The sequence below is a fragment of the Staphylococcus sp. 17KM0847 genome (assembly GCF_013463155.1).
Lineage (GTDB): Bacteria > Bacillota > Bacilli > Staphylococcales > Staphylococcaceae > Staphylococcus.
Genome location: NZ_CP040781.1, coordinates 876,988 through 902,984 on the forward strand (window position 1 = coordinate 876,988; position 25,997 = coordinate 902,984).

Annotated in this window: 23 protein-coding genes, 1 riboswitch and 1 other annotated feature; all 23 genes read left to right on the plus strand. The window is 37.5% G+C overall.

Annotation, left to right across the window (positions count from 1 at the left end):
- Positions 1–150: 150 nt before the first annotated feature.
- Positions 151–849 (plus strand): response regulator transcription factor, encoded by a 699-nt coding sequence (locus FGL66_RS04145; protein ID WP_180810329.1) that lies wholly within the window; start codon positions 151–153, stop codon positions 847–849.
- Positions 850–2,559 carry a two-component system histidine kinase PnpS gene (gene pnpS, locus FGL66_RS04150; RefSeq protein WP_180810330.1) on the plus strand — a complete coding sequence of 570 codons (1,710 nt, stop codon included), beginning with the start codon at positions 850–852 and terminating at the stop codon, positions 2,557–2,559.
- A gap of 134 nt (positions 2,560–2,693) precedes the next feature.
- A complete protein-coding gene (polA, locus tag FGL66_RS04155; protein WP_180810331.1) occupies positions 2,694–5,321 on the plus strand; it encodes a DNA polymerase I in 2,628 nt (875 codons plus the stop codon).
- Positions 5,322–5,339: 18 nt separating this feature from the next.
- Positions 5,340–6,212 carry a bifunctional DNA-formamidopyrimidine glycosylase/DNA-(apurinic or apyrimidinic site) lyase gene (mutM, locus tag FGL66_RS04160; protein WP_180810332.1) on the plus strand — a complete coding sequence of 291 codons (873 nt, stop codon included), beginning with the start codon at positions 5,340–5,342 and terminating at the stop codon, positions 6,210–6,212.
- Positions 6,213–6,225: 13 nt separating this feature from the next.
- Positions 6,226–6,819, plus strand: a complete 594-nt coding sequence (coaE, locus tag FGL66_RS04165) for a dephospho-CoA kinase (protein ID WP_180810333.1) — start codon at positions 6,226–6,228, stop codon at positions 6,817–6,819.
- Between the two features lie 262 nt (positions 6,820–7,081).
- Positions 7,082–8,080, plus strand: coding sequence for a glyceraldehyde-3-phosphate dehydrogenase (locus FGL66_RS04170; protein ID WP_180810334.1), 999 nt, complete (start codon positions 7,082–7,084; stop codon positions 8,078–8,080).
- A 246-nt stretch (positions 8,081–8,326) separates the two neighbouring features.
- A complete protein-coding gene (gene nrdR / locus FGL66_RS04175; RefSeq protein WP_180810335.1) occupies positions 8,327–8,797 on the plus strand; it encodes a transcriptional regulator NrdR in 471 nt (156 codons plus the stop codon).
- The gene (gene dnaB / locus FGL66_RS04180) at positions 8,797–10,176 is read left to right on the plus strand and encodes a replicative helicase loading/DNA remodeling protein DnaB (RefSeq protein WP_180810336.1); all 1,380 of its coding nucleotides are present in this window, start codon (positions 8,797–8,799) and stop codon (positions 10,174–10,176) included. Before nrdR ends, dnaB begins: the two co-directional genes overlap by 1 nt.
- Positions 10,173–11,096 carry a primosomal protein DnaI gene (gene dnaI / locus FGL66_RS04185; protein ID WP_180810337.1) on the plus strand — a complete coding sequence of 308 codons (924 nt, stop codon included), beginning with the start codon at positions 10,173–10,175 and terminating at the stop codon, positions 11,094–11,096. The genes dnaB and dnaI overlap by 4 nt, the downstream gene beginning before the upstream one ends.
- 342 nt (positions 11,097–11,438) lie before the next feature.
- Positions 11,439–13,376: a threonine--tRNA ligase gene (thrS, locus tag FGL66_RS04190; protein WP_180810338.1), complete on the plus strand. Its 1,938-nt coding sequence runs from the start codon at positions 11,439–11,441 to the stop codon at positions 13,374–13,376.
- Positions 13,377–13,430: 54 nt separating this feature from the next.
- Positions 13,431–13,604: riboswitch (Lysine riboswitch) on the plus strand.
- Positions 13,605–13,693: 89 nt separating this feature from the next.
- Positions 13,694–15,202 carry an amino acid permease gene (locus FGL66_RS04195; protein WP_180810339.1) on the plus strand — a complete coding sequence of 503 codons (1,509 nt, stop codon included), beginning with the start codon at positions 13,694–13,696 and terminating at the stop codon, positions 15,200–15,202.
- A 41-nt stretch (positions 15,203–15,243) separates the two neighbouring features.
- Positions 15,244–15,380, plus strand: a sequence feature (ribosomal protein L20 leader region).
- 24 nt (positions 15,381–15,404) lie between these two features.
- Positions 15,405–15,932 (plus strand): translation initiation factor IF-3, encoded by a 528-nt coding sequence (gene infC, locus FGL66_RS04200; protein ID WP_180810340.1) that lies wholly within the window; start codon positions 15,405–15,407, stop codon positions 15,930–15,932.
- Positions 15,933–15,958: 26 nt separating this feature from the next.
- Positions 15,959–16,159 carry a 50S ribosomal protein L35 gene (rpmI, locus tag FGL66_RS04205; protein WP_180810341.1) on the plus strand — a complete coding sequence of 67 codons (201 nt, stop codon included), beginning with the start codon at positions 15,959–15,961 and terminating at the stop codon, positions 16,157–16,159.
- A 79-nt stretch (positions 16,160–16,238) separates the two neighbouring features.
- Entirely contained in the window at positions 16,239–16,595 is a 357-nt protein-coding gene (rplT, locus tag FGL66_RS04210) for a 50S ribosomal protein L20 (protein WP_180810342.1), read from the plus strand.
- 208 nt (positions 16,596–16,803) lie between these two features.
- On the plus strand, positions 16,804–17,415 hold the full coding sequence (locus FGL66_RS04215; protein WP_180810343.1) for an NUDIX domain-containing protein: 612 nt from the start codon (positions 16,804–16,806) through the stop codon (positions 17,413–17,415).
- Positions 17,416–17,424: 9 nt separating this feature from the next.
- Complete coding sequence (locus FGL66_RS04220) at positions 17,425–18,345, plus strand: hypothetical protein (RefSeq protein ID WP_180810344.1); 921 nt, start codon at positions 17,425–17,427, stop codon at positions 18,343–18,345.
- A gap of 86 nt (positions 18,346–18,431) precedes the next feature.
- Positions 18,432–19,745 carry a trigger factor gene (tig, locus tag FGL66_RS04225; protein WP_180810345.1) on the plus strand — a complete coding sequence of 438 codons (1,314 nt, stop codon included), beginning with the start codon at positions 18,432–18,434 and terminating at the stop codon, positions 19,743–19,745.
- 331 nt (positions 19,746–20,076) lie between these two features.
- A complete protein-coding gene (gene clpX / locus FGL66_RS04230; protein ID WP_180810346.1) occupies positions 20,077–21,339 on the plus strand; it encodes an ATP-dependent Clp protease ATP-binding subunit ClpX in 1,263 nt (420 codons plus the stop codon).
- A 92-nt stretch (positions 21,340–21,431) separates the two neighbouring features.
- Positions 21,432–22,037 (plus strand): ribosome biogenesis GTP-binding protein YihA/YsxC, encoded by a 606-nt coding sequence (yihA, locus tag FGL66_RS04235; RefSeq protein WP_180810347.1) that lies wholly within the window; start codon positions 21,432–21,434, stop codon positions 22,035–22,037.
- A 122-nt stretch (positions 22,038–22,159) separates the two neighbouring features.
- A complete protein-coding gene (hemA, locus tag FGL66_RS04240; RefSeq protein WP_180810348.1) occupies positions 22,160–23,503 on the plus strand; it encodes a glutamyl-tRNA reductase in 1,344 nt (447 codons plus the stop codon).
- Between the two features lie 16 nt (positions 23,504–23,519).
- Complete coding sequence (locus FGL66_RS04245) at positions 23,520–24,356, plus strand: cytochrome C assembly family protein (RefSeq protein WP_180810349.1); 837 nt, start codon at positions 23,520–23,522, stop codon at positions 24,354–24,356.
- Between the two features lie 24 nt (positions 24,357–24,380).
- A complete protein-coding gene (gene hemC / locus FGL66_RS04250; RefSeq protein WP_180810350.1) occupies positions 24,381–25,304 on the plus strand; it encodes a hydroxymethylbilane synthase in 924 nt (307 codons plus the stop codon).
- Positions 25,305–25,322: 18 nt separating this feature from the next.
- A complete protein-coding gene (locus tag FGL66_RS04255) occupies positions 25,323–25,997 on the plus strand; it encodes a uroporphyrinogen-III synthase (protein ID WP_180810474.1) in 675 nt (224 codons plus the stop codon).

Genomic DNA, 25,997 nt, shown 5'->3' on the forward strand with positions numbered 1-25,997 from the left:
TAAAAATACATCCCTATCTTTAAGAGATAGTGGGTGTATTTTTCGATTGTTTTTGTTAAGAAAACATTAAAAAGTTGTTAAGATGCTTAACGTGATGTGGGTTTAAAGTTATAATAAGTTAAATCATAAAGACATGAGGAGGGGCAGATAATGGTTCAAAAAGTTCTTGTTGTAGATGATGAACATTCAATTGTGACGTTGCTTAAATATAATTTGGAACAGGCCGGTTATTCGATTGATATTGCACAAGATGGTGAAGAAGCTTTAACAAAGGTGTCAGAAGGAAAGCCGGACCTCGTTGTACTAGATGTGATGTTGCCGAAGAAAAATGGGATCGAAGTGTGCAAAACCATTCGTGCAGAGAGAAACCAAGTGCCGATTCTGATGCTGACGGCAAAAGATGACGAGTTTGACCGTGTACTCGGTTTAGAGCTAGGGGCGGATGACTACATGACGAAGCCTTTTTCGCCGAGAGAAGTTGTTGCACGTGTAAAGGCGATCTTGCGTCGTTCTACACATATGGAACAAAGCAATGAAGATGAGGATGAAATTCATATTGGATCGTTATGTATTCGTCCTGACTTTTTTGAAGTGTATCGTGATCATCAATTAGTAGAATTAACACCGAAAGAGTTTGAGCTATTACTGTATTTGATTGAGCGTCAAGGACGTGTGATTACACGAGAACATATGTTGAACTCCGTATGGAACTATGAGTTTGCGGGAGATTCGCGCATCGTGGATGTACATATTAGTCATTTGCGTGATAAGTTAGAAGAAAACCCTAAACAACCACAGTTGATTAAAACGGTTCGTGGTTTAGGGTATAAAATGGAGCGTCCAAAATAGATGATTAAATTTTATCATAAGCTTTTGTTAATACTGACGACGATTACAGTTGTCAGTTTTATGATATTGGGTTTTGTGATTCACAACACCATCGATTTAACAGTTGAAAAATATCAAAAAAAAGAAGCACATCAGGAGGCAGAACAGCTGCTTGCACGTTATTTTGCTGAAGATAGACAAGATATTCGCAGGCTGGCTGAGCTTTTTGAGGTGGATGTGACTATTATGGATACGTCAGATGAATATCACGTTACAGTACATTCAACATCGCCCTTGAAGGCACAAACTCAGCCCTTATTACAAAAGTTGAAGACTGAAAATAATGTGTATCAGCTCAATCGCAAGACGGGGGTTTATACATATGCGTATAAAGAGGACAATACCGCAATATTGTTGAGTGGACAGTCCAAAGTGGTGTCTGATTTACAGTTACAGTTTTGGAAATATTTAGTCGTGATTGGTTTGTTTACGATGGCACTTATTTTCTTTACGGTGCGTTATATTAATAGAACATATATTCAGCCTATCAATGAAGTATCTTATGCAGCGTCACTCTTATCAGAGGGGAAATATCACATACGTGTACCGGAGAGCAGTGTCAAAGAAACGAAAGAATTGTATGTGACGATTAATGTATTAGCACGGCGACTGGATAAGTTGAATAGTGCTCAGAAAATCGAACGCAATCGTTTAGTGACGACGCTTGAGAATATACCGAGTGCTATTTTGATGATTGATAAACACGGAGATATTGTTCTAGCGAATAAAACGTATTGTGAGATTTTTAATAATGGTAAATATGTTGAACAACAAAATTATGAAGCGATTTTAAATCCTGTATTAAAGCAGCTGGTCGTAGAGGGGTTTAAAGTTGAGAAAGCGATGTATCAACAAATTGAAATGCACGTCAATGATATTCATCAGAAGTTTTTTGATGCTTCATGTGTTCCGATATTGACGCGTAAAAGAAAAAAACTACAAGGCATGGTTATCGTATTACACGATATTACTCAGCTGAAAAAACTGGAAAACTTGCGACGTGATTTTGTCGCAAATGTATCACATGAATTAAGAACACCGATTACATCGATCAAAGGTTTTGCGGAAACGTTAATCGATGGCGCAAAGAATGACCCTCAATCGCTAGATATGTTTTTAAATATTATTTTGAAGGAGTCTAATCGTATTCAGTCCCTTGTTGAAGATTTATTAGACCTATCAAAAATTGAACAGAATACAACATTAGAACGGCATCGAATTCACCTCTCAGAAGTTGCACGTGGGGCTATGTCTGTGATTGAACCGATTGCCCAAGCGAAACATATTACATTAGTAGATGCGATCGACGATGATGTCTATGCGATGGCAGATGAAGATAAAATCGCACAAGTGATTGTCAATTTAATGACGAATGCTGTTAATTATTCTTATGCGCATAAAACAGTGACATTGCGTGTGTTTGAAGAACAGCAACAACAGGTGATTGAAGTCATAGATGAAGGCATTGGCATTCATCAAGATGAGAAGTATCATATTTTCGAACGTTTTTATCGAGTGGATAAAGCAAGAAGCCGTGATTCAGGTGGCACAGGTCTTGGGTTATCGATTACAAAGCATATTGTAGAAGCATATCAAGGCAAAATTGAAGTGGATTCTGAAGAAGGTCGCGGCTCTACGTTTAGAGTGATATTAATGGATCCAGATAAATAAATGAGATGAGAAGTGTGTGCAGTGAATGTCAGTGATGTCATGATCTGTACACACTTATTTGTGTTTGATGTAGGCAATAGGGTTTCGTTGCGTTCTGTGATAAAATATAAACAAACACTGATGGAGGGAACGCTGTGGACAAACTGATATTAATTGATGGTAATAGTTTAAGTTTTCGTGCTTTTTATGCATTGCCATTGTTACAAAATAAAGCTGGCATCCATACGAATGCGATTTATGGGTTTGCACGCTTATTAGAGAAGATTTTAAAAGAAGAACAGCCGAGTCACTTTCTCGTGGCTTTTGATGCTGGAAAAACGACATTTCGACATGAACAGTATGCAGACTATAAAGGCGGTCGTCAAAAAACACCGCCTGAGTTAAGTGAGCAGTTTCCATATATACGTCAACTGTTAGAGGCGTATGCGATCAAGACTTATGAGCTGGAAAACTATGAAGCTGATGATATTATCGGTACATTAAGTCGTCAGGCAGATGAGCAAGGGATGCAAACAATCATTATTACAGGTGATCGAGATTTGACACAGTTGGCATCGGATCATGTGACGATTTATTATACGAAAAAAGGTGTCACAGAAGTCGATCATTACACACCACAGTTTATTGCAGAAAAATACAATGGCTTACAACCCGAACAAATCATTGATATGAAAGGGCTTATGGGAGATGCGTCGGATAATATTCCAGGTGTTGCAGGTGTCGGGGAGAAAACAGCACTCAAGCTATTAGCACAGTTTGGTACGGTTGAAGGCGTATATGAGGCAATTGATGATGTATCCGGCAAAAAGTTAAAAGAGAAGCTTATGGCGAGCCAAGACGATGCCTTGATGAGTAAAGCGCTAGCAACAATCAATCGACATAGTCCCATCACTGTTACATTAGAGGATACGAAGCGACCTGATACTTACGATGAAACGGATAAGGTTACATTATTTAAAGAGTTAGAGTTTCGTCAGTTACTCGATGACCTTGACGCATCACCGAGTGAAGCGGAGCCAGTCAAAACGTTTGAAGTGGGTACAGATTTAGATGTGATTGATTTTGAGTCACTGACTAAAGCGGCCATTCATATTGAGGTTGAGGGAGTCAACTATTTGAAAGATACATTACTCAAGTTTGGGATATATGATGGACAACAGTATGTAGTGACATCAATCGAAGCAGCTCAAGCACATGCTCCATTGCTAACATGGCTCGCTGATGCTCAAACAGAGAAAGTCGTTTATGATGCCAAAAAAACATACATTGCGATGAAGCGACTTGATATAAGATTACGTCATGTTACTTTTGATGCGATGTTAGCGAGTTATTTGATTGATCCATCACTGACGATTGATGATGTGTACTCAGTCATGTCACGCTATCAAGCCACGTATGTACAAGAAGATGTAGCGATATATGGTAAAGGCAAGGCGTTTAAAATACCGGATGATCGTGTATTGAATGCACACATTGCGACGATTTTAGATGCGCTGCATACGGTAGAGCCACAAATGATTGAAGTGTTGACTGAGCATCAACAGCTCGATTTGTTATCAGATTTAGAGCTGCCTCTTGCGTTAATTTTAAGTGAGATGGAATATGTGGGGATTTATACGGATCGAGCTACGTTACAAACGATGGAGGCGGACTTACAAGCACGTTTGGATGACTTAGTACGCACGATACATGAGCAAGCAGGAACGTCATTTAACTTAAACTCACCGAAACAATTAGGTGTCGTATTATTTGAAGATTTAGGGCTACCTGTTATTAAAAAGACGAAAACAGGCTATTCGACAGCCGTAGACGTGTTGGAAAAGTTAGAAGGACAGCATCCGATTATTGAGAATATATTAACGTATCGTACATTGTCAAAGTTACAGTCCACATACGTTGAAGGACTTCAAAAAGTGATTTGGGAAGATGAACGTATCCATACACGTTTTAATCAAACATTAGCACAAACTGGACGCTTGTCCTCTGTTGATCCCAACTTACAAAATATTCCAATTCGACTAGAAGAAGGGCGTCAAATCCGTAAAGCATTTAAGTCATCACATGAAGACTATGTTATTATGGCGGCGGATTATTCTCAAATCGAATTGCGTGTACTTGCACACATTACGGGTGATCCAACACTTAAAAAAGCCTTTATTGATGAAGAAGATGTACACACAACGACGGCAATGAAGGTATTCGGTGTTGCGGCGGAAGAGGTCACATCACTGATGCGTCGCCAAGCGAAGGCGGTCAACTTTGGCATTGTTTACGGTATTAGTGACTATGGATTGAGTCAAAGTTTAGGCATTACGCGTAAAGAGGCGCAACGTTTTATTGATGATTATTTAGGGCATTTTCCGGGTGTTAAGACCTATATGGAATCTATCGTACAAGATGCGAAACAACAAGGCTATGTTGAAACATTATTACATCGACGTCGGTATATTCCAGACATTACAAGTCGAAATTTCAATAAGAGAGGTTTTGCAGAGCGTACAGCGATGAACTCACCGATTCAAGGGAGTGCAGCAGATATTATTAAACAAGCAATGGTGCATTATCATGAGGCGATACAGCAGACTGATTTTAATGCGAAACTCTTACTCCAAGTACACGATGAATTGATTTTTGAGGTGCCTAAGACGGAAGTTGAAGCATTTAGCATATTCGTTGAAGATATTATGTCTAATGCTTTACAATTAGACGTTCCGCTACGTGTGGAGTCGGATTATGGAGAGACATGGTATGATGCAAAATAGAAAGAAGGTTGGGAAAACGTGCCAGAATTACCAGAAGTAGAGCATGTTAAACGTGGTATCGTTCCATATATTGTAGGGCAAAAAATTATAGATATTACTTTTTCAGATAAAGTCATAGACGGTAAAGCGTCAGGTAAAGAAACGATTATTAAAGGGAGCACGCTCGAAGCGTTTCGACAATATAGTATCGGTTATACGATTACGGATGTGGTGCGACGCAGTAAATATTTATTGTTTTCACTCGAACAAGAGACCATACAGCGCACACTAATTTCACATCTTGGTATGGCAGGTGGCTTTTTTGTAGCGCGTGAAGTATCGGATATTATCATACCGAACTATCGGAAGCATTGGCACGTTATCTTCCATTTGGATAATGATCTGAAGTTGATCTATTCAGATATTCGTCGTTTTGGTGAGATACGGAACGTGAGCGCGTTAGACGAATATCCATCTATATTGGATATTGCGCCTGAACCATTTCATCAAGAAGCGGAAGCACACTTTTTAAATCAATTTGAACATAAAAAATATGCGAAGATGCCTATTAAACAAATGATATTGGATCATCGTGTCATAGCAGGGTGTGGTAATATTTATGCATGTGAGGCACTTTTTGATGCCGGAATCCATCCACAGAGGCAGGCAAAAGATTTAAGCCTTGCGCAGCGACAAAAAGTGTTCAAAAGTGTTGTGAAAGTTTTAGAAATGGGTATTGTAAATGGAGGAACGAGTATTTCGGATTATGTGCATGCAGATGGCCAACGAGGAACGATGCAAAATAATCTGAATGTGTATAAACAAAAGGAATGTTCAGTATGTGGACAGGCAATCACTACCGCAATCATCGGTGGTAGAAATACGCATTATTGTGAACATTGCCAACAATAGAAAGAGGGAAATTATGCCAAAAGTCATTGGATTAACAGGTGGAATTGCTACTGGAAAATCTACGGTAGCAGAGATATTAACAGCACATGGATTTAAAATTGTAGATGCAGATTTAGCAGCACGTCAAGCTGTTGAAAAGGGTTCTGAAGGATTGCAACAGGTCAAAGAAGTCTTTGGCGAAGCTGCAATCACGGATGAAGGTGAGATGGATCGTGCGTATATCGCAAGTCAAGTTTTTTATGATGATGCACTACGTCAACAATTAAATGAGATTATCCATCCTAAAGTACGTGAGATTATGGCAGCTGAACGTGATGCTTATTTAAATGAAGGCTACAATGTGATTATGGATATTCCATTGCTCTACGAAAATGGTTTAGAAGATACAGTAGACGAAGTGTGGCTTGTGTATGCGTCGGAATCTATCCAAGTTGATCGCTTGATGGCACGTAACGAATTGTCGATTGAAGACGCGAAGGCACGTGTATATAGTCAGATTTCAATCGATAAAAAGAGCAGAATGGCGGATGTCGTTATCGATAATTTAGGAACAACATTAGAATTAAAACAAAATGTAGAAAAAATGCTTGAGAAAAAAGGATATTAATGGATTGTAAATCGATAAAGATATTTTATCCGTTATAGGTGGGGTGGCTGAGGCTGTCCTACCTTTTTAGTATGTAAAATATGGATATCTTTATTTCAATAAGGATGTTCATTGTAAAATAGAAATATAGGAAGCATCGATATTATAGAAATTAATTAAATGTTATAATTAAAAATTATGTTAGAAAACGGTTTCATTTGTAGGAAATTATGTTATACTCTTGAATATAAGTATAACACATTTTTAAGGAGTGCTTTTTGACATGACGACAAAGATTGCGATTAACGGACTAGGTCGTATTGGCCGTATGGTATTGCGCATTGCATTAAATAGAGAGGATATCGAAGTGGTAGCGATCAATGCAAGTTACCCACCTGAAACGATTGCGCATTTGATTAAATATGACACAACACATGGTTTATTTAATCAAACCGTAGAACCTACTGAAAAAGGGATTAAAGTTGATGGCAAAGAAATTCAACTGACTTCAGACCGTAACCCTGAAAACTTACCATGGAAAACATTAGGTATTGATGTTGTAGTTGAGGCGACAGGTAAGTTTAATCACGGGGATAAAGCGATTGCACATATCAAAGCAGGCGCTAAAAAAGTAATTTTAACGGGGCCTTCTAAAGGTGGAGAAGTTCAAACTATTGTTAAAGGTGTAAACGACAAAGATTTAGATGTTGAAAAATACGATATCTTTAGTAATGCTTCTTGTACGACAAACTGCTTAGCACCTGTTGCAAAATTATTAAATGACGCATTTGGTATTAAAAATGGTTTAATGACGACTGTACATGCTGTAACAAATGATCAAAACAACTTAGATAACCCACACAAAGATTTACGTCGTGCACGTGCAGCATTTGAGAGTATCATCCCAACATCAACAGGCGCAGCGAAAGCACTAGCACTTGTGTTACCTGAATTACAAGGTAAATTACACGGTATGGCTTTACGTGTACCTACGAAAAATGTGTCACTCGTAGATCTTGTTGTCGATTTAGAGCAATCTGTTACGAAAGAACAAGTGAACGAATTATTCCGTCAAAATGATCTCGATGGTGTTGTTGAAATAGTAGATGCACCACTTGTGTCAGATGACTTTATGACGAACCCACACTCTGCAATCATTGACGCACCATCAACTATTGTTATGGGTGACAATAAAGTTAAAGTATTGGCATGGTATGACAACGAATGGGGCTATTCTAACCGTGTTGTAGATGTCTTACAACTGATCGCAAAAGAAATCTAATCAATATTTATTTAAAGCGCTGGATCACTGTGTATGTGGTTCAGCGCTTTCTTTATATTATCGCATGAATCTAGGGCATTTCTTATCATAGAATATAAAAACTATAACAATATTATGTCAACTAAAGTGTTGTTTATAAAATAAAAAGAGGTCAGTATCGTCTCTCCAAGATGATGCCTCACTTTTGTTATAGCGTTGTTTTATAGTATAATGAAACAAAATGATTGCTGAGAAGGTGACAAAGTCGTGAAATGTCCAAAATGTAACCATACACAATCTCGTGTTGTTGACTCAAGACACGTAGAAGATACGAATGCCATCCGAAGAAGACGTGAATGTGACCAATGTGGCACGCGTTTCACAACTTTTGAACACATTGAGATGAGTCCATTGATTGTTGTGAAAAAAGATGGAACACGCGAACAATTCAATCGTGAAAAAATATTAAATGGTCTTGTGCGTTCATGTGAGAAGCGTCCTGTTCGTTTGCAACAATTAGAAGAAATTACCAATCAGGTGGAATGGCAATTGCGTGAATCAGGCATTGCAGAAATTTCATCACGCGATATTGGAGAGTATGTGATGGATTTATTAATGCAAGTGGATCAAGTATCCTATGTAAGATTTGCATCGGTTTATCGAGAATTTAAAGATGTAGACCAATTATTAGAGTCCATGCAAGGCATATTGAAAGAGAATAAGCGGAGTGAATTATAATGAGTTTATCTTTGCATCGTAAACAAGTCAGTCCACATGATGGATTTTGTGTGATACGCCAATATCATCATCAAGCCATTCATGATGAGATATTAAGTCGCCTCTTCACACCTTTAATTGGTGCAGAGGCGATTGGTATTTATCAATTTTTAAGTCAGTTTAATCAGCCAGCACTTGAAGAAAAGTATACACATTATATTATGATGTCTGAATTAAAGATGGGTCTTGCTCAAATTAGAGAAAATCTCGATTTATTAGAAGGTATCGGCTTAGTCCGTACGTATGTCAAACATTCTGAAACGGTGACACAGTTTGTTTATCAGTTACTCCCACCGCCGAATGCCCGTGATTTTTTCAATGATCCACTGTTGTCTATTTATTTTTATCAGGTTGTCGGACAACAGCGCTATCATCAGTTGAAGTCATACTTTATATTGCCAGAAGTAGATCTTACAGGGTTTGCGGATATGACTAAAAAATTTACAGATGTGTTTAAAGTGCCGAAGCAACAGCCCAAAGCAACCGAAAAAGGTTTAGATGAAGCGGTGTATGATGGGGTCGACTTAACAGATGTTTCATTTGATTTTGAGTTATTGGCAGATATGCTTCAAACACATTATATCAGCAAAGCGATTTTGTCGGAGCCAACGAAGTCATTGATTGTTCAACTTGCAACACTGTATCGTCTCTCTCCAGATGTAATGAAAACGCTCATCTTGAAGTCAATCAATAGCGATCAAAGCTTATCTGTCATGGATTTACGTAAACAGGCACAAAACTACTTCTTGATGGAAAATCATCAAGAGTTACCAGCATTGCAATCTGTAAAACCACAATCTACGGCTCATCATACAGAAAATGATACGGAGCCGAATGAAGTGACGAGTTGGGATGATTGGTTTGCGCTGATGGATCATACGAGTCCGGTTGTCATGTTGACATCATATAGTGGCTCTGAACCACCGCTCTATCAAAAAAAGATGATTGAAGAACTCGTACAGCGTGAGGGCTTTAGTTTTGGGGTGATCAATGTACTCCTCCAATATGTAATGCAAAAACTCGATAAAAATTTGCCGGAAAAATATGTGTATTCAGTGGCATCAAGTTGGAAGAAGCACGGTATTCATGATGCAAAATCAGCCTATGAGAAAGCGATGGATATTCAACGTAACGAAACACGTAAAAGAGAGAAACAACAGCAACCCAAAAGTAAACCATACACATATAAACAGGCACCTGTATATGAAGAAAAGCCACGCTGGATAACACATCCTGAAGAGTTCCAGAAAAAAGAAGAAGATCAAGAAGCATTAGCCCGAGATCGTGAAGCATTTCTAAAAAGTTTACAAAAAAGTAAAGAGGTAGGTGATGAAGAATGAAACCTTTCAGCCAAATAATGGGGGATAATGATGCAATACTCAAACGAATAGAAAAGATAAAAAAACAAGTGCTTGCAGATGATGATGTGAAAGCATTTTTGCTCGAACATCAATCAGAAGTCACGAATGCGATGATTGAAAATGATCTGAATATTTTACAGGAATTTAAAGATCAACAAAAAGACTATACAGATCATCATACGTATGAAACGTGTCCGAATTTCGTCAAAGGACATATCCCAGAACTATACATTGAAAATCAGCGTATAAAAATTCGCTATAAGCCTTGCCCGTGTAAGATTCGTCATGATGAGGAACGCTTGGCACATAGCATGATCACTTCATTTCATATGCATCCCGATACATTGAATGCCAAGTTACAGGATGTTTATTTGGATAGACGTAATCGCCTAGATCTTGCGATGCAGTTTCAAGCGTTGATTGAAGATATTGCTGCGCACAAGTCTGTGAAAGGTTTTTATTTGCACGGTCCATTTGGAACAGGTAAGTCATTTATTCTCGGTGCGATTGCCAATGAACTGAAAGAACATCGTATCCCGACAACTATCATCTATGTTCCCGAATTTATCCGTACGTTAAAGAATGGATTTAAAGACGGGAGTACAGATAAAAAAATCGAACAAGTTCGCAAAGCGCAAGTATTGATATTGGATGATATTGGTGCTGAAGATATGACGCCATGGGTACGTGATGAAGTGTTAGGCCCTGTATTGCATTATCGTATGATTCAAGAGTTGCCTACATTTTTTAGTTCGAATATGAATTTTGAAGAGTTAGAGTCTCACATCGCTCGGACGAAAAATGGGATTGAATGGACAAAGGCTAAAAGGATTATGGAACGCATTAAAGCACTGTCTCAACCTTATCAATTAGAGGGAGAAAATTATCGTAACCATTGAAAAAAATTAAAATAGCGTTATAATAGTATTAAATTCATAACGTTAATCATGAAGAGGATACGATAATCAATGGACATTATACAGAAAGTTGCCGGTGATGAGAGTGCAATCAATGCAGTTGTTTATTACTCCCTCTTTTCAATAGTATTGTAATAAATACTCGGCTCAAGACCGTTATCTTATGTAGAGATGTCACAGTCGGACTGTGGCGAACTTAGGGTGGTATCACGAAGACCTCGTCCCTTTATAGGGATGGGGTCTTTTTGTTTATCAGTTCTATGCATGAGTGTATTTGTACGAATCACATCATGATTAACGTGTTTACAATTAGGAGGATGAATCATGGCACAAATTAATGTACGTTTCCCAGATGGTAATGAAAAGGCGTTTGACAAAGGGATAACAACAGAAGAAATTGCACAGTCGATTAGTCCCGGTTTACGCAAAAAGGCAGTTGCCGGTAAATACAATAATGAAATGGTAGATTTAACAAGACCATTAGAAGTAGACGGAGAGATTGAAATTGTGACACCGGGTAGTGAAGAAGCGCTAGAGGTATTGCGTCATTCGACAGCACACTTGATGGCACAAGCATTAAAACGTCTGTATGGCGATGTGAAGTTTGGTGTAGGTCCTGTCATTGATGGTGGTTTTTACTATGACTTCGACATGTCAGACAAAGTTTCAAGTGATGACTTTGAAAAAATCGAAAAAACAATGAAACAAATTGTAGATGAAAATCATAAAATCGAACGTAAAGTAGTATCACGTGAAGAGGCTAAAGCGTTTTTCAGCGATGATCCATACAAATTAGAACTGATTGATGCCATACCAGAAGATGAACTTGTAACATTGTATACACAAGGTGAGTTTACAGACTTATGTCGAGGCGTTCATGTACCTTCGACTGCTAAAATTAAAGAATTTAAATTGTTATCTACGGCAGGTGCGTATTGGCGTGGAGATAGCAATAACAAAATGCTTCAACGTATTTACGGTACAGCATTCTTTGATAAAAAAGACTTAAAAGCACACTTGAAAATGTTAGAAGAGCGTAAAGAGCGTGACCATCGTCGTATTGGTAAAGATTTAGAGCTGTTTACAAACAATCAACTTGTCGGTGCAGGTTTACCATTATGGTTGCCGAACGGTGCGACAATTCGTCGCGAAATCGAACGTTATATTGTAGATAAAGAGGTGGCACTAGGCTACGACCATGTGTATACACCTGTATTAGCAAATGTAGAATTATATAAAACATCTGGTCACTGGGACCACTACCAAGATGATATGTTCCCAGCGATGCAGTTAGATGCTGATGAAGCGATGGTATTACGTCCGATGAACTGTCCACATCATATGATGGTCTATGCTAATAAACCACACTCTTACCGTGAATTGCCAATTCGTATTGCTGAGCTTGGTACAATGCATCGTTATGAAGCAAGTGGAGCAGTATCAGGATTACAACGTGTACGTGGGATGACATTGAATGATGCACATATTTTTGTAAGACCTGATCAAATCAAAGATGAGTTCAAACGCGTGATTGAGATGATTTTAAACGTTTATGAAGACTTTGGCTTTAAAGACTATAAATTCCGTTTGAGTTACCGTGATCCAGAAGATAAAGAAAAATATTTTGATGACGATGATATGTGGAATAAAGCAGAAACAATGCTAAAAGAGGCTGTAGATGAGTTTGGTCTGGAATATGAAGAAGCATTAGGTGAAGCGGCATTCTACGGTCCAAAACTAGATGTCCAAGTTAAAACGGCTATGGGTAAAGAGGAAACATTATCGACAGCACAACTGGACTTCTTACTACCGAAAAAATTTGAATTAACATATATCGGTCAAGACGGTGAACAACATCAGCCTGTTGTTATTCATCGTGGTGTTGTATCAACAATGGAACGCTTCGTTGCATTTTTAACAGAAGAAACAAAAGGTGCATTTCCAACATGGCTAGCACCACAACAAGTAGAAATTATTCCAGTTAATGTTGATTTGCATTATGACTATGCTCGTCAAATCCATGATACATTAAAATCACAAGGCGTACGTGTGAATATTGATGATCGAAATGAAAAAATGGGTTACAAAATTCGAGAAGCACAAATGAAAAAAATACCTTATCAGCTCGTTGTAGGTGATAAAGAAGTAGAAAACCATGAAGTGAATGTTCGACAATATGGTTCGAAAGACCAAGAAACAGTAGATGCAGAAGACTTTGTTTGGCGTTTAGTAGATGAAATTCGACTAAAAAAACAAAGATAGTCTTGTGATTTGTACGTAAATAAGGTATACTGATGTTTAATTAATTTAATAAACAATTTAGTTAGAGGTTGCATTTTCAATGAGTCACTCGTCAGAAGCAATGATGGTGCATATGTTGAACGAGTAAAAGGTGAAAATGCCGAAATGAAATAAAGCCATCGTTTTATTTCGTTGGGCTAGTTTTCGAAAGGAGCTAGACTGTCACACACGTGATGCGCTACTATTCATTTTAGATAGAGCTAAGGTTGCATCATAGGGATGCAACCTTAGTTTTGTTTTATGAGCATCTCCTCTAATATAAAAGAAAGGAAGACAATATGAGTAACAATACGACACAAACACAAAATAGTGTACAACGTCATTTGAAAGATCGTCATATCTCGATGATTGCGATTGGTGGTGCAATTGGAACAGGTTTATTTATGACATCAGGAGGTGCCATTCACGATGCGGGTCCACTGGGGGCATTGCTCGGCTACTCGATTATTGGTATTATGGTGTTTTTCTTAATGACATCTTTAGGCGAAATGGCGACATATTTGCCGGTCACAGGTTCTTTTAGTACTTATGCTACACGCTTTGTAGATCCTTCACTCGGATTTGCATTAGGTTGGAATTATTGGTTTAACTGGGTGATTACGGTAGCAGCCGATGTCACAATTGCAGCTCAAGTCATTGGCTACTGGGAGCCGATGCAATTTTTACCACCTTGGGCATGGAGCTGTATTTTTATGGTGATCATCTTTAGCTTAAACGCATTATCTGTCCAAGTTTATGGTGAGAGCGAGTATTGGTTTGCCTTTATCAAAGTTGCCACAGTTATCATTTTCATTATTGTAGGATTATTGACGATTGTAGGGATTATGGGTGGACAAGCAGTTGGTTTTGATGTCTTTACAAAAGGAGATGCACCTATTTTAGGTGATAGCATGGGTGGCAGCTTACTTGTTATTTTCGGTGTTTTCTTAATTGCTGGTTTCTCTTTCCAAGGTACAGAGCTTGTAGGGATTACAGCAGGTGAGTCAGAAAACCCAGAACGTGCAGTACCCAAAGCGATTAAACAAGTCTTCTGGCGTATTTTACTGTTTTACATTTTAGCTATTTTTATTATCGGTATGTTAATCCCTTATGATCATTCAGCGTTAATGGGTGGCGGTGATGATATTGCAACATCACCATTTACATTAGTATTTAAAAACGCTGGTTTAGCGTTTGCTGCCTCATTTATGAATGCTGTTATTTTGACTTCTGTACTCTCAGCAGGCAACTCAGGTATGTATGCGAGTACACGTATGTTGTATTCAATGGGGAAAGATGGTTTGGCAGCGCGATCATTCAGTAAGACAAACCGTAATGGAACGCCACTGATTTCGATGTTAACGACTGCTGCAGTTGTGATTTTAATTTTTATTGTCCAACATATTAGTGGCAATGCTTACGAATATATTGTGGCAGCGAGTGGTTTGACAGGATTTATTGCTTGGTTAGGTATTGCAATCAGTCACTATCGTTTTCGCAAAGCTTTTGCAGTACAAAACTATGATGTTTCTAAATTGAAATATCAGGCAAAATGGTTCCCATTTGGTCCAGTCTTGGCATTGATTTTATGTATTGTTGTCATTATTGGGCAAGATGTAGATTTTATTCAAAGTGGAGATTTTGATTTAAATCGCTTTTTTATCACATACATGGGTATTCCAGTATTCTTATTTTTCTTCTTATATCATAAAATAAAATATAGAACAAAAATGATTCCATTAGAAAAAGTGAACCTTGATCAAGATATAACGATGGACGAAAAAAACTTTCATAAATATGTTGACTAATTATAAATGACTTGGTATGATTATATCTGTTGAATACGAAACGGACCAAGTAGAAGCAACCCGCTTCTCACCTGTAGCGACGCACAAAGCAGTTGGCAGGTTAACGATATAAACATGTGAGTTATGTTCATGTTAACGTTAGAAGCGGGGGATTAAACCCTCGCTTCTTTTCGTGCTTGGACCATTCGTAAAATTTTTGGAGGTGTCAACCATAGCTAAGGATCAAACGCAAGTAAACGAAAAGATTCGCGCTAGAGAGCTACGTGTTATCGGTCAAAATGGTGACCAGCTAGGTATCAAATCTAAACAAGAGGCATTGGAGATGGCAGATCGACTCGGTTTAGATGTTGTAGTCGTAGCACCAAATGCCAAGCCACCTGTCGCTCGTATTATGGATTATGGAAAATATAAGTTCGAGCAACAGAAAAAAGAAAAAGAAATGAAGAAAAAACAAAAAGTGATCAATGTTAAAGAAATTCGTCTGAGTCCAACGATTGAAGAACATGACTTCAATACTAAGTTGAAAAACGGACGTAAGTTTTTAACAAAAGGTGATAAAGTTAAAGTTTCTATTCGTTTCAGAGGGCGTGCCATTACACATAAAGAGATCGGTCAACGTGTTTTAGAAAATTTTGCCGACGAGTGTAAAGATATTGCAACTGTTGAGCAAAAACCTAAAATGGAAGGCCGTCAGATGTTTCTTATGTTGGCGCCAATAAATGAAAAATAAAGACGAGATATAGGAGGAAATTAATCATGCCTAAAATGAAAACTCACCGCGGAGCAGCGAAACGTGTTAAAAGAACTGGAAATGGTAAATTAAAACGTTCTAGAGCTTACACTTCACACTTGTTTGCTAATAAATCAACAAAACAAAAACGCAAACTTCGTAAAGCAGCTTTAGTATCTAAAAGTGATGCAAAACGCGTAAGACAATTATTAACATACGTTAAATAATCATACAATTAATGATTCGACTATAAAAGAGCGAGATACGCAATCATGCGTATAAAGAGATAATGAGGAGGAATTTATTATGCCACGTGTAAAAGGTGGAACAGTAACAAGAGCGCGTCGTAAAAAGACAATCAAATTAGCTAAAGGTTACTTCGGTTCAAAAAGTACTTTATATAAAGTTGCAAAACAACAAGTTATGAAATCAGGTCAATATTCATTCCGTGACCGTCGTCAAAGAAAACGTGACTTCCGTAAATTATGGATTACACGTATTAATGCAGCTGCACGTCAACATGATTTAAGTTATTCACGTTTAATGAATGGTTTAAAATTAGCAGGTATTGACATCAACCGTAAAATGCTTTCTGAGATTGCGATTTCAGATGAAAAAGCGTTTGCTGAGTTAGTGAATAAAGCAAAAGCAGCTTTAAAATAACAATGAATAAAGAGTTGGTTTGTTTAGTAATAGACGGCCAACTCTTTTCTTTTGGTTGTCTACCTTTTGTGATAGAGTCACAAACTACTCTAAATGGCAGATAATGTCTGAAATAAGACTGAGAAAGGCGATATAGCAAAAGGTATGTGTAGCGCTTATATGTCAGCTTTGGTAGGATAGACGTAGCAGAATAATGAAGGAGTAGATTATGTCTAAATTTGATGAACTTATTACAGTTGTTGAAAGAGTAAAGTTGTTTGACGATGAAAAACGAGCATTTAACGGTTTTATATCACAAGATCATGTGAAAAGTGTAGAGATGTTGAATGTACTAGATCAGTATGAAGTGAAACGTCGTGGCGATATGGAAGAAGATCCAGCGTATAAACAACTTATTTCATATTGCATTCTTGAAAATGAACGCGGAGAGATTTTAGTATATCAACGTCTAACTGGTGGAGGGGAAGCACGTTTACATGGCTTGGGATCTATCGGTGTTGGTGGTCATATGAATGATGTACCCGATGCACGTTCAATCATGGATGTGATGATTGATAACGCCTCACGTGAATTATCTGAAGAAGTTGGATTAACGCTTAATGATGATCAATACTTAGAACATCTAGGTTTTATTAATGATGATACGAATGAAGTAGGTCGTGTTCATATTGGTGTTGTGTTCAAAATTCGCGTACATACCGATCAAGTAGAAGTGCGTGAAACAGATACACTGGCGATCGAATGGCGTGCAGTGGATGCTATTGAAGACTTGACACAATTTGAATCTTGGAGTGCGCTTATATTAGAAAAGTTGAAATAGGTGAGCATAATGTCGGAAGTGATTCGATTTCCTAAGATGCAACAAAAGTTAATCAATGATATTGATGAAGCGATGTACAATGAACAATATGAAACAGCATATGATTTGTTTAATGCCTATGAAAAACACTTCGAACTGAGTGAAATACTTGCACTTAAAAAATGTCACGTATTATGGGCGTTAGAATCATATTTAGAGTTAAAAGAGGAAACACATATTTTGCTCCTTCAAGGGTATCAACCTTACGATGAGCTTATGATTTATTACGTGAAGAGTCTTTATGCGCTCTCACAATATCAAGCTGTAGTAACAGTTATAGAACAAGTACTTAATCATGTAAAGACACATCAGACGCGCCTACTATTACTGCCGATCAAAGATCAAGCACAAGAACAGTTGAATGTGCGTAAAGAAGATATAAGCCAGCAGCTCCAACGTTTTCATCAATTATCATTGTCAGTACAAACGGAGCTGATATTATCATTAATTGATGAGAGTATGTATCAATTTGCTGACACCATTGCATATTTAATGCAATATGAAGAGATTGGCGCAACATTACAAAGTTTAATGCTTGAATATTTGCGTTTTGCTGGTTACAATCAAAACATTCAGTTTCAGCAGTTTGACCAGACACATACGATTGTACCCGAAGCATTACCCGGTGTTGAGCAAACACATTTTAAAGAAAGTATTGTGCCTCAAATCATAACATGGTTAGAGTCAGAGATGCCTTCGATGGTTCAAGAGGCGTATGTGCATTTGAATACACATAATATCGTCATCTATCCAGTAGATGTTACGAAGATGGCAAATGATGAAACATGGGTGTACACTTATCAGATGTATTTTCAAGAGATGATGGGGCTCCCCGTATCGCATAAAGGCGACAAAAGACTTTTAGAATGGATTAAAATGTTAAATACATAGCCTAGTCTATTTGAAACAAAACTTAGCTATGTTATAATAAAGAAGTTGAAAAATTTTAAAAATGGATATCATGGAGGTTTTTATACATGACAGCGACATGGGAAAAAAAAGAAGGTAATGAAGGGTTACTTGAAGTAACTGTACCTGCTAAAGAAGTAAACAAAGCTTTAGATCAAGCTTTCAAAAAAGTAGTTAAAAATATTAATGTTCCGGGCTTCCGTAAAGGTAAAGTACCTCGTCCGATTTTTGAACAACGTTTTGGTGTAGAGAGCTTATACCAAGATGCACTTGATATTTTATTACAACCTGCATACAGCAATGCAATCGATGAAACAGGTATTAAACCTGTTGCACAGCCTGAAATTGACATTAAGCAATTAGAAAAAGGTAAAGATTTCATCTTCGAAGCAACTGTAACAGTAGAACCAGAAGTAACACTTGGTGATTACAAAGGATTAGAAATTGAAAAGCAAGATGTTACAGTGACAGATGACATGGTAGAAGACACAATCAACCAACGTCTTGAAGAGATGGCTGATATGGTCGTTAAAGAAGATGGCGAAGTACAACAAGGCGATGTTGTTAACCTTGACTTTGATGGTTATGTGGATGGAGAACAATTTGAAGGTGGACAAGCTGAAGGCTACGATTTAGAAATCGGTTCAGGTTCATTTATTCCAGGTTTTGAAGATCAATTAGTAGGCTTAAAAGTTGAAGAGGAAAAAGACGTAGAAGTGACTTTCCCAGAAGAATACCATGCTGCTGAATTAGCAGGTAAACCAGCAACTTTTAAAGTGAAAATCAACGAAATCAAAGTAAAAGAAGTTCCTGTATTAGATGATGAGCTAGCGAGTGAATTAGATGCTGACGCTGAAGATGTAGCAGCATATAAAACAAATGTGCGTAAACAATTAGAAGAATCTAAAAAAACGGATGTCGAAAATGCACAAAAAGAAGAAGCAGTCATCAAAGCTGCTGATAATGCAACAGTGGATATTCCAGAAGCGATGATTAAAACTGAACAAGATCGCATGATTCAAGAGTTTGCGCAAAATATGCAACAACAAGGTTTAGACTTGAAAACATACTTTGAAATTTCAGGTCAAACTGAAGAAGATATGCGCGAGCAAATGAAAGATGACGCAGAACAACGTGTTAAAACAAACTTAACATTAGAAGCGATTGCGCAAGCAGAGCATATCGAAGCGACAGAAGAAGATGTAGACAGTGAATTAGCGAAAATGAGCGAACAGTTTGGTATTTCTGTTGAAGATATCAAGAAAACTTTGGGTAATAGCGATCTAATCAAAAATGACATACGTGTTAGAAAAGTCATTGATTTATTAGTAGGTGAAGCAAAGTTAGTTGATGCACCTGCAAAAGAAGATTCAGAAGCATAATATAATAAGAGGCTAGGACATAACAATCACATAGCATACTAAAAGTGTGCGCATTCACTGGTGATTTTTGTCCTACTTCTATTTGAGCTATCATTTAACTTCAATAAAGCAATGTAAGCAAGAAGACAAAGGTTTGTTACTTAGATGTAGATGATATAGTGAGTCGTTTCAAGCCAATACTACTTGCTATGGCGGGACAACGAAATCTTATTGCAAGAATAGATTTCTGTCCCGCTTTCGTTCGTTTTATGCAAATAACTTGAAAGCGTAAAGGTTTGCGTAATAAAATGCTTTCTAGTATAGTCGTAAAGGACAGGGGTGTTAAGATAATATGTTTAAATTCAATGAAGACGAAGAAAACTTAAAATGTTCTTTCTGCGGTAAGGATCAAGACCAAGTGAAAAAACTCGTTGCAGGTAGTGGTGTTTACATTTGTAATGAATGTATTGAATTGTGTTCCGAAATCGTTGAAGAAGAACTCAATCAAACAGAGGCAGAAGAACTGACAGAGTTACCAACACCAAAAGAAATTATGGCACAGTTGGATAATTATGTTATCGGTCAAGAAAAAGCTAAGAAATCACTGGCTGTTGCTGTTTATAACCATTACAAACGTATTCAGCAACTAGGGCCTAATGAAGACGATGTTGAATTACAAAAGAGTAATGTGGCTTTAATCGGGCCAACGGGCAGTGGTAAAACACTTTTAGCACAAACACTAGCACGTACGTTGAATGTTCCATTCGCAATAGCAGATGCGACAAGCTTAACTGAAGCAGGCTATGTAGGCGAGGACGTAGAAAATATTTTATTACGTCTTATTCAAGCGGCGGATTTTGATATTGATAAAGCTGAAAAAGGGATTATCTATGTTGATGAGATTGATAAGATTGCACGTAAGTCAGAGAATACATCTATTACAAGAGATGTATCGGGTGAAGGTGTTCAGCAAGCCTTACTAAAAATTCTTGAAGGCACAACTGCAAGCGTACCGCCACAAGGTGGGCGTAAGCATCCAAACCAAGAATTCATTCAAATCGATACAACAAACATCTTATTTATTTTAGGTGGCGCTTTTGATGGTATTGATGAAGTGATTAAACGTCGCTTAGGTGAAAAGGTTATTGGTTTTGCAAGCAACGAAGTGTCAAATTATGATGAAGCTAGCTTATTAGAGCATATTCGTCCAGAAGATTTGCAAACATATGGCTTGATTCCTGAGTTTATCGGCCGTGTTCCGATTGTTGCAAACTTAGAGACGTTAGATGTCGAAGCGCTAAAAAATATTTTGACACAACCTAAAAATGCATTAGTCAAACAATATGCAAAAATGCTTGAACTGGATGATGTCGCTTTAGAATTTACAGATGATGCACTCGCAGCAATCAGTGAGAAAGCAATCGAACGTAAGACGGGCGCTCGTGGATTGCGTTCGATAATTGAAGAAGCTTTAATTGATATTATGTTCGATATACCATCAACAGAAGATGTTACCAAAGTAGTCATTACCAAAGATACGATTACAAATGAAACTGCACCAGAACTCTATGATGCAGAAGGACAATTGCTTAATAATACAAAAACATCAGCATAGTATGATGGAATAAAGGCTTGAGAGTGTGTATTCATGCACGTCTTGAGCCTTTTGGTCGTTAATATAAAATACACACATAAAGGAGTAATGCTATGAAAATTAATGCAAATCATGTCGAATTATTAATCAGTGCAGTAAAGCAAGAGCAATATCCGGAGATGGGATTGCCTGAAGTGGCGTTAAGTGGGCGCTCGAATGTTGGTAAATCAACATTTATCAATAGCATGATTGGTCGAAAAAATATGGCGAGAACTTCACAGCAGCCGGGAAAAACACAAACACTCAATTTTTATAATATTGATGAGCAATTGATATTTGTAGATGTTCCGGGTTATGGCTATGCCAAAGTAAGTAAGAAACAGCGTGAGGCATTCGGAAAAATGATTGAAACCTATTTGACGACGCGTGAAGCTTTAAAACTTGTGATTCAGCTTGTTGATTTAAGGCATCCACCCACAGAAGATGACATTTTAATGTATGACTATTTAAAACACTTTGAAATCCCAACATTGATTATCGCGACAAAAGAAGACAAAGTACCCAAAGGCAAGGTTCAAAAACATATTAAAGTGATTAAAGAAACACTCGATTTAGATCGTCATGATCAGATTATCAGTTACTCATCACTCTCTAAAAATAAACAACCACTTATATGGGAAAGCATTCAGCGTGCCATCGGAACAGCATCTGAACAATAGATATTTTTGACTAAAATATGAACATTAAGAAGCATTATCATTCTAAACTCTTTTTAAAGGAATTTGAATAGAGATGTTCTGTGTTATAATGTAACTATTGTAGTTTATAGGGGGACGTTATCATGTATTTTATTGCAGTGAGTATTAACCATCGTACAGCAGATGTCACATTGCGTGAAAAGCTCACATTTAAGGATACAGACATGATTCGTGTACATGAAGCGTTATTTGAAACAAAATCGATTTTAGAAAACGTCATTTTATCAACCTGTAACAGAACAGAAGTCTATGCAGTTGTTGATCAAATTCACACGGGTCGCTATTATATTCAGCGTTTTTTAGCAAGACAATTTAATTTTGAGTTAGATGAGATTAAAGCAATTACAGATATTACTTATGGTGACGATGCTATTGCACATTTATTTAGAGTGACTTCGGGGTTAGACTCTATCGTGTTAGGTGAAACACAGATTTTAGGTCAAATCCGTGATGCCTTTTTTACGGCACAAAAAGCCGAAACAACAGGAACCATCTTTAATGAATTATTTAAACAAGCGATTACGTTTAGTAAAAAAGCACATCATGAAACAGACATTGCAGATCATGCAGTAAGTGTTTCTTATGCAGCGGTTGAGCTGGCGAAAAAAATGTTTGGCAAACTTAATAAAAAACGTGCGCTTGTTATTGGTGCAGGTGAAATGGGTGAGCTATCGGTTCTAAATCTTAAAGGTGCAGGCGTATCTGATATTACAGTGATCAATCGTACGACATCTCGTGCTGAGTTATTAGCACAAAAACATGATGTCCAAGTTGCAACAATGTCCCATTTGGCACAGTTGTTATCACAAGTCGATATTGTGATTAGTTCAACAAGTGCTGACAGTTTTATTATCACGAAAGATATGTTGGCCATGCGTCAAGCTGTTGTAAAGAAAAACACACCTATCGTGCTTGTTGATATTGCTGTTCCAAGAGATATTGAGCCGTTTGAATCGACAGATATGGAAGTCTTTATTTACGACGTTGATGATTTAAAAGGTTTGGTAGATGCGAATATGAAAGAGCGTCAACGTGCAGCCGAAGCCATTGCTGAACGTATTCCGTCAGAAATTCAGAAGCATAATGATTGGGTGCGCATGCTTGGTGTCGTGCCTGTGATACGTGCGTTACGTGAACAAGCGATGGCTATCCAGCAAGAGACAATGGCAAGTATCGATCGCAAGTTACCGCATTTGTCTGATAGAGAGCGAAGTGTTGTTTCTAAGCATACGAAAAGTATTATTAACCAGATGTTGAAACAACCGATCAAACAAGCGAAAGAGATAAGTGGCGACCATCAAGCAACAGAAAAATTACAATTATTCCAAGCGATATTTGACCTTGATGTAGAGATGGATTATCAACAACAAGCAATCGAGAAAAAGCAGCGTATCTTAAAGCAGCGTCTACTAGGTTTTGAATCTTAAAAAATGGGTGATGCCTATGATAGAAGCGTTTTTTATCAAATTTCATGAAGTAATTTTATTGATATATTTAATCTGTGTGATTTGTTTAACCATTGATTTATTTCAAAAAAATTATCGGCTTCAAAATATCGGGTTTTATGTATTGGGGATTGTTTGGGTATGTCAAACAATCTCTTTAACTATGTATGTGTTATGGCGTGGGCAATTACCGTTAACATCTATTGTTGAAAGTTTTTATATGCTGACATGGTTGATATTGACGATTACATTTGTTCTAGCAGTATGTCGTATGTCAGATATGATGGTTGTATTATTGACGATGCTGGGCTTTATCTTTATGTCTATCCATACATTTCACCCATCTCAATTTCGTATGGATGGTGCAAGGGTAACAGTCATTAATGAATTGCTCGTGTTCCATATTTCGCTTGCATTACTCAGTTATGTTATTTTTGCAATTGGTTTTGTCAATGCAATTTTATATTTAGTTCAGTATCGTAATTTGAAATTAAAGCGTTTTAATCAAAATTATTTTAGAATGAGTAGTGTAGGCACATTAGAGAAAACGGTTTTTTATTGTACGCTTGTAGGAGAGATTATATTATTCGTCAGTCTCATATTAGGTGTACAGTGGGGACTTATTTCTGTCGGTACACATATTTTTCTTGACTTGAAGGTCATTTCATCATTATTTATTTTTATGAGTTATACTTGTTACCTTGTATTACGAATGAGCAAATTGTGCAAGCAACGAAGTTTAATCTATATTAATATCATGTTGTTTTTGTGTTGTATGATTAATCTTATTGTGATTACACAGCTCTCATCTTTTCATCAATGGACAGGTATTTGATATATTATATTGGAGGTTTGTTACATGCGAAAACTTGTAGTAGGCTCTAGGAGAAGTCAGTTGGCATTAACACAAAGTAAGCAGTTTATTGAACGTCTTAAAGCAGTTCACCCGGGTTTAGAGGTTGAAATTAAAGAGATTGTTACTAAAGGTGATCAAATTGTTGATCGTCAACTTTCTAAAGTGGGAGGAAAAGGACTCTTTGTCAAAGAAATTCAAAACGAATTGTTTAGTAAAGACATTGATATGGCTATTCATTCGTTGAAAGATGTGCCAAGTGTACTTCCCGAGGGGCTGACACTCGGTTGTATCCCAGATCGAGAAAACCCATATGATGCCTATATTGCTAAAAACCATATTGCATTGAAAGATTTACCAGCAGGTAGTATTGTCGGAACAAGTTCTTTAAGACGTGGTGCACAGTTATTATCGTATTATCCGCATTTGGAGATCAAGTGGATTCGAGGCAATATTGATACACGTCTCAAAAAGTTGCAAACAGAAAATTATGATGCGATTATTTTGGCAGCTGCAGGATTGAAACGTATGGGATGGTCAGATGATATCGTTACAAGTTATTTAGATGATGGTTCGATTATTCCAGCTATTGGACAAGGTGCATTGGGAATAGAGTGCCGTGCAGATGATCAAGAATTATTAGCACTTCTATCGAAAGTACATAACGCCGATGTTGAAGCGTGTGTAACAGCAGAGCGCACATTTTTAAAAGAAATGGATGGGAGCTGTCAAGTGCCGATAGGGGGTCACGCTATCATAGATGACCAGCGACATATTCGTTTTACGGGTCTTATTATGTCCCCAGACGGTCAGCAAAGATTTCAGCATACAGCAGTGGGTCAGGATCCTATTGCTATTGGTAAAGAAGTGAGCGAGATTTTAAAACAGCAAGGCGCTTACGAAGTGATTCAATCGTTGAATGAATCTTAAATATGAGGTGATTTGGTGATGAAGCCGACCGTTCTGATGACGCAAACACACGCATTTCAGCATAGGGCGGTAGATATCGTGCATTTGCCGCTTGTAGCAACAATAGGTTATCCGTTAGAAAGAGCAGTTTTAGATATATCATATGATTGGCTCATTTTTTCATCTAAAAATGCAGTGGCATACTTTTTGCCATATTATCCTTATGTGGATGTGAAGTATATTGCTGTGATAGGGGAAAAGACACAAGCCTATTGTGAAAAACATGGCATAGCAGTTGACTTTATACCGGATGATTATTCACAAGAAGGGTTTTTAGAGCGATTTGAGGCAGAACAACATGCACGTATTTTGATCCCTTCCAGTGCAAAAGCACGTCCTAAGTTAGCACAAACATTGTCAGCACGAGGCTATCATGTGACCAAGGTAGATCTTTATAATACTGTTGCACATCAAGAAAATGTTCAAAAAGTATATGAACTATTAGAAACACATCAAGTCGATGCTATTACCTTTGCAAGTGCTTCGGCAGTTCGGGCATTGTTTGACACCTATCCTCATAGTACATTTGATCAGATGTTTACAATTGGTCAGCAAACCTATCGAACATTGAAGTCATATGGCTATGAAAGCAGTTTAGCACGCCAACAAACACTGGATGCAATGATTGAAAAAATTTTGGAAAAGAGGTCCTAA